Below are 6,053 nucleotides of genomic sequence, written 5' to 3'. Positions count from 1 at the left end.
GAACCCTGAAAGTGAAGGATAGCACTTAAACCAGTGGATAGAAGAAGATGAACTATGCTTTACTATTTCAAAAGCTGGTGCTAAAAATATTGCTAATATTTTAGTTGAAGCAGTGCCTATTGCTCCGCCTGTTGAGCATCTTGTAGGTCGCAAAGAAACAATAAATAACGAGGTGAATTTTAGTGTTAGAAGAGATACATAAATCAATAAAAGATTTAAGCGGTAGCGAAGCAAAGAACCTTTTATTAAGCATGATGTTGCGAATAAAAGTGATGCAGGAATCAAAGAATTCACCAGAGGAAATGTTAGAACAATTAAATTCTTTATACCATCTATTTTTTGAAGTTGTACAAAATAGCAATCATGTTGAGCGAGATTATTCAACAGTCCATATTGTGTTTGGCGAATCTCCTGCTGGTTCTTTACGAGTAGGATTAGGGCGTGAGAATAAAGTAATCGGATTTCCCGATTTCTTTTCTGTTGGTCCTATTTGGGCACTTCATCAAGAGGTTGGTCGTAAGTACAGACATGAATGGTTGAAGGACCATCTTAATTATTCCGATGACTATCTTGAGGAAGAGTACGAAAATAGATTTTCAAAAACACTTATAGAAATAGATGGTTTAAGCAATGAGACCCCTATTGTTATATGGACTGCTGAAAATGCAAATGAGCAAACTGGCTTACGCTATCTTTTATACTTGCTCAAAGAAAAAAAGAATAAGATTTTCGTGATCAATACTACATTTGCTTTTCAGGAATTATTTAACACACCTGAATTTGGGTGTTTAGATATCCATACGGGCGAAGTAAACGGTGAACACTTAAACAAAATCTATCATGAAAAATTATCAGCACCAATAACTGATGAGGATAGAACACGATTTGAAAAAGAATGGATCGCATTAGCAGAATCAAAAGGTTTGGTGAGGATTTGGGAAAATAACAAAATTAATACGGTTAATGAAGATTACTTGGATGATTTTATTGTCAATACGGCACAACATTTGCATGCTAAGCAAAGTGAAAAAGACTTTATGAAATCTGCAAGGTTAATCGGGGAAGTTTATGGACAGCACAATCAATTAGGCGATGTTTTTATAGAGTATAGAGTGAGAAGCCTAATTTATAATGGAGTTTTTGAAATTAAGGGAATTCCTAAAGCAATGAGGTATTATAGTGTGAAACTAAGGTGACTAGTTTGTGAAAAAATCCACTTGAACTATAGGGACTTTTCTACAATAAGGTCCCTATTTGGGGGTCACATTAAAAAATTTATTAGCAAAATCCAATAATTTTATTGAAAATACAAAAAAGTATGACTATAATAAATTTCAAATATTTAAAAAACGAAGAACAGAATAAGTATGTCATTCCCTTTAACGAAAGAGAGCAATCGGTAGCTGAAAAGATTGTGTTAAACAATGATTGAAAGACATCTGTGAGTGGTATCCTGAAATAAGTAAGGATAGACGGTTTGCAACCGTTAAAAGCAATGAGTTGGCTACATATGCAGCAATTAGGGTGGTACCGCGAGATAGGCTCTCGTCCCTGACAAATGTCAGGGGCGGGAGCTTTTTTATTTTAAGGAGGTGAGTGTCCGTGGATGATGACGATGATGATAAAAAAATAAAAGGATTAAAAATTTGGGAGGTAACCATCATGCATACAAATCTAAAACGTACACTTGCCAACGAGTGTATAAAAAAAGTGGGAGAAACGGTAAAAGTCCAAGGCTGGGTAAAAAAAGTAAGGCACCTTGGAAATATCAGTTTTTTAGTGATAAGAGAGCGAACTGGTGAACTGCAATGTGTTTTAGAAGGAGAACTTGCTGGCATCATTATCGAAACAGAAAGTGTTATCGAAGCTATCGGAGAAGTCGTTTCAACAAATAAAACAGGACTTGGCATTGAACTGCTTCTAAAGTCAGTAAAAGTGATTAACAAAAATAGTTTACTTCCTTTTGAAGTAAATAAAAAAGAAGTAAACACAGGACTTGAGAACCTTTTAAATCATCGGGTATTATCACTCCGTCATGAAAAAATAGCTTCAATTTTTAAAATAAAATCAACTCTTGAAGAGGCATTTCGTGAATATTTAACAAATATGGGTTTTATCAGAATTTTTACACCCAAAATTGTTTCTCAAGGTGCGGAGGGTGGCGCCAATGTTTTTAAATTAAATTATTTTGGGAAAGAAGCATTCCTTGCACAATCCCCTCAATTTTATAAACAAATGATGGTGGCTTCAGGTCTTGAGCGTGTATTTGAAATGGGTCCTGTTTTCCGTGCGGAAGAGCACAACTCTTCAAGACATTTAAATGAATATATCTCTCTGGATCTTGAAATGGCTTTTATAGAAGATTATGAAGAATTAATGGTGCTAGAAACTGAAGTTATAAAATTTATGTTTGAAAAAGTAAAAGAAAAAAATGAAAACGAGTTAAAGCTTTTGAAAATTGAGGTCCCCACTATAACTGATATTCCAAAACTATCATTATATGAAGCAAGAGAAATTTTAAAGAAGCGTTATAAAAAAGAAATGCCAGAAGGTGACCTCAATACTGAAGGAGAAAAACTGATTGCAAACTATATAAAAGAAAAGACGGGGAGTGAATTTGTCTTTATTACAGAGTACCCGAAAGAAAATAGACCAATGTATACAATGCCTGCAAAAAATGGATTAACTAAATCTTTTGACCTCTTATTTAAAGGTCTTGAAATCACATCTGGTGGCGAACGAATTCACGAATATGAAATGCTTGTAGCATCATTCAGAGAACAAGGACTTAACGAGGAAAACTTCCAAAATTATTTAAACACATTCAAATATGGAGTGCCACCGCATGGAGGTTTTGCTATTGGTCTGGAACGTTTAACAGCAAAACTCCTTGGATTAACGAACGTTCGGGAGGCAAGTGCTTTCCCGCGAGACATCAATAGATTAACTCCTTGAATGATCATTTCGGTAATTATTAAGCCCACTTCAAATAAGTGGGTTTTCTTTTTTAATAACGAAAGAAACTTCGGAACCCTTTTTATTAATTTGGCTTTTTCAAATTAGCCCTCCCTCTTCCTGGATATCGAAACATTATGAAGGAAAAAAGAAATGCCCTTGATGATTAATCATACTTTAATCAGAATTAATTATTACATTCTCCGCAACTTGTTTCTGTTCAGTAGAATTAGGCTTTTCTATTAAATCGAATGATACTTTTTGTCCTTCTTTAAGAAACCTGAATCCATCTGAAAACCTTTCGTTATCAGGTAAGATTGAACAGAAATGAACGAAAACATCATTTTTATTCTCTCCGTCAAGCATAATACGACCATTCCCCTTTTCTTCTTTAAACCATTTAACTATTCCCTCTCTTTTCATATCTTTTTGTCCTCCTATTCACACAACTACTTAAATCACCTAGATTTTAACATAAACATTTACAACTCTTTTTATATAATATTTGGCACAATCGAATTGTAGAAATGTGCCTGAGTAACGATAATAAATAAGAAATTGAGCTTTGGCATAGTACCTGATCTTGCGAAGGGCATTTAATTCAAGATATGGAGTTGCTTTGGCAGCTCTTTTTTAGCAGGTGCTTTATGCAGCAAAAGCATTCCCAAATCAAAGTTAGGTAACAACATCCTAAACCTTGCATTGGGAAGCTTTTTCTCGATCAACATTTGGATCAAATTTTTTTCTTATTTATTTGGATTTCGATTAATAAACTCAATAATATCGCTCCTCATATAAGATATAGCGTAATCATAATAAAAGTAACGGTCAATTTCCCCATTCTTTAGTGCTTTATCTAGTGCTTCAAATTGTTTTTCCGCTAGGTATGATATCAATTGTTGAGGATAGATCTCATGTTTTTCGGCCATTTCAGCTATCGTCTTTCCGCTATCCCATTCAGACCTGTATTCTTTTTCACTCATATCAAGGAACTTATAAAGATTTTCGTAATCATACGTAAAATGAAATGTTTGGGGAACTTTTCTCTCATAAATATCTTTAAATTCTTCGTTGTCTCTATTTGCAAAAACTTCTTCAACATTACCTGTTAGATTCAAGGTAATAAAAGCTATAAATACTAATACAAAAAGTCTTCTCATCTTTCGAACCCTCCATTTTATCACTATTGTTCCCGTTGGATTGCTATTCATACGTTTTGAATAGATTGATGGTGGCTATTGAATTGGACAAAACTCAATTATTTCTATAACTTTGAAGAACCATATCTAAATAACCACTCTCTATAGAAATAGGCACCATTCTTTTTCAAGAATCGCGCCAGCTTGTTGTTAGATTTTTTAAGGGCTTTGCTTTGGTGTGAAAAATGTTGGGGCATAATCTACATTTTTGAGCCAAATATACTCTTGACCTGTTAAAGTATTTTTTACCCATACATCACCTTTCATTTGCTCTGCCTTCTTTCGAAACCAAGTAAGATAGGGTCCAACAACTTGAGGATCTTCGTCAAGTTCATTCTCCCCTGGAGATGTAATTTGTTTTTGCTCTCCCGTTCTTATGTTGATAGCGTAAAGAGCTGTGAACATAGTTGGTACAGGACCGACTTTCCACTCCTTGTTTTCTTTTGCACGAGCCACAATGACTAAATCTTTAGAGTACCATTCCAGATCAAGGTCTACAAAGCCTTCAGGTGTATATTCTTTTTGTTGTTTAATTGTAGGTATTTCGGCAATCGTCATGTGCTTGTTTTCAACGAAAAATCTTCCTTCTCCTGATATATAAGCTAATTCATTGGCGAATGGAGCCCACTTAAACCAATCTTTAAACCCTAACATTTTCCCCACAGCTTGAAAATATTTTCCTTGTGATGATAAAACACTTAATGTATTACTGTCCATTGACCAAGAAGCTGTAGGTACAACTAAAAAGCTAACCCACTTGCCGTCAGAACTCCACTTAAAATAATCGGCATCAATCCCAAATAAGTCAGGTACTTTCGTTTGAATTGTAAAAAAAGGCTTTATCTTATCCTTCGCAAGATTTGCATCTACCGGAATTCTATACAGTGGGATTGGGCTCCATCCTGTAGGAAGTAGGTTGGATTGTGATGAAACAATAAATTCTTTGCCGTTTGGAAACCATTCAAAAGCACTAACACCTAATGAGACATTTTCAAATCCTTGTGGGCGGCCATTCTGTATATTTGTCACATTTAATATACCTTGCTCGGTGTAGGCCAGCTGATTTTTGTTCGGTGACCATTTAAAGTCAGAGGTTACGACCCTTACGTAAGGTTGGTAGCTGTCTTTTTCCTTCCTATCATAAATGAATAAATCCGATTTTTCTCCCTTTTCATCACCATCAATATATCCAATGAAACGACCGTCATATGACCATTTCGGCGAATATATATAGCGGTCCTTCGTAAGTTGTATTTCTTGACTCCCCTCTTTGAGCCATAGCTGATGATCACGGATAAATACAGCTGTTAGTGGGGTTTCAGCATTTGCTATCGATGAAACATGAAAACAGAGTAGAGTGAGTAGTATTAAAATTCGAATTCCCACATCCATCTCTCCTACAATAATGATTTAACAATTACTTTGCCCAAATAGCTAACAATTATCCTATTCCCATAATCTGCACTTATACTAAAGAAAAAGCACGATTCTATCTATAGAATCGTGCCCTTTCATTGAATATCATAAATGATTGGAATATCAAATTGATGACTTTACCCTTTCTTAACAAGAGGCAAACGATGTTGAATTGTTAGACAATAAGAAAAAAAAGCGGATTTGAGATGAATCCGCTTTTTTCGTACTTAGTTGATCTCAGTTTCTAATGTTTCTTTCCAATCTTGGTCATCGTCATCTTCATCAAGAACAACATTATAAATTTTCCATTTACCATCATCATTTTTCTTAAGATAAGCAGTTCCTGATAAGTCAATTGTCGTGTTAAAAGACATATCTGGAGCTGTCAAAGATACTTTATATACTAAGTTATCGATGCGGACTTGAGCAAAATGATTACTTACAGAAACAGCATTGATCTCATTTTCACCAATCTGTTCCATT

At 34.7% G+C, this 6,053-nt stretch carries 5 protein-coding genes, 1 pseudogene and 1 other annotated feature; of the genes and pseudogenes, 2 read left to right on the top strand and 4 right to left on the bottom strand.

The window, feature by feature from the left end:
* Positions 1-182: 182 nt before the first annotated feature.
* Together RT445_RS02185 and aspS are read left to right on the top strand one after the other, a co-directional pair.
* On the top strand, positions 183-1,196 hold the full coding sequence (locus tag RT445_RS02185; protein WP_313469558.1) for a DUF1835 domain-containing protein: 1,014 nt from the start codon (positions 183-185) through the stop codon (positions 1,194-1,196).
* Between the two features lie 147 nt (positions 1,197-1,343).
* Positions 1,344-1,556 (top strand) — a binding site (T-box leader).
* 106 nt (positions 1,557-1,662) lie between these two features.
* Positions 1,663-2,955, top strand: a complete 1,293-nt coding sequence (aspS, locus tag RT445_RS02180) for an aspartate--tRNA(Asn) ligase (RefSeq protein WP_313469630.1) — start codon at positions 1,663-1,665, stop codon at positions 2,953-2,955.
* 177 nt (positions 2,956-3,132) lie between these two features.
* Here aspS and RT445_RS02175 read toward each other — a convergent pair whose 3' ends face one another.
* The 4 genes and pseudogenes from RT445_RS02175 to RT445_RS02160 form a co-directional block, all read right to left on the bottom strand.
* On the bottom strand, positions 3,133-3,378 hold the full coding sequence (locus tag RT445_RS02175) for a cold-shock protein (protein WP_274796942.1): 246 nt from the start codon (positions 3,376-3,378) through the stop codon (positions 3,133-3,135).
* Between the two features lie 323 nt (positions 3,379-3,701).
* The gene (locus RT445_RS02170) at positions 3,702-4,115 is read right to left on the bottom strand and encodes a hypothetical protein (RefSeq protein ID WP_313469554.1); all 414 of its coding nucleotides are present in this window, start codon (positions 4,113-4,115) and stop codon (positions 3,702-3,704) included.
* Between the two features lie 198 nt (positions 4,116-4,313).
* Positions 4,314-5,540: a TolB family protein gene (locus RT445_RS02165; RefSeq protein ID WP_274796940.1), complete on the bottom strand. Its 1,227-nt coding sequence runs from the start codon at positions 5,538-5,540 to the stop codon at positions 4,314-4,316.
* Between the two features lie 257 nt (positions 5,541-5,797).
* Positions 5,798-6,053: pseudogene (locus RT445_RS02160) on the bottom strand (S-layer homology domain-containing protein); the annotation flags it as partial.

The sequence above is a fragment of the Lysinibacillus sp. genome (genome assembly GCF_032093475.1).
In the GTDB taxonomy this organism is placed as follows: Bacteria; Bacillota; Bacilli; order Bacillales_A; family Planococcaceae; genus Lysinibacillus; species Lysinibacillus irui.
Note: the sequence above shows the minus strand (reverse complement) of the source record. Positions and strands in the feature narration are given on the sequence as shown.

What these genes read in the sequence shown, in the direction of transcription:
- aspS (WP_313469630.1), top strand. Translation starts at nt 1,663, where the DNA reads ATGCATACAAATCTAAAACGTACACTTGCCAACGAGTGTATAAAAAAA.
- RT445_RS02175 (WP_274796942.1), bottom strand. Translation starts at nt 3,378, where the DNA reads ATGAAAAGAGAGGGAATAGTTAAATGGTTTAAAGAAGAAAAGGGGAAT.
- RT445_RS02170 (WP_313469554.1), bottom strand. Translation starts at nt 4,115, where the DNA reads ATGAGAAGACTTTTTGTATTAGTATTTATAGCTTTTATTACCTTGAAT.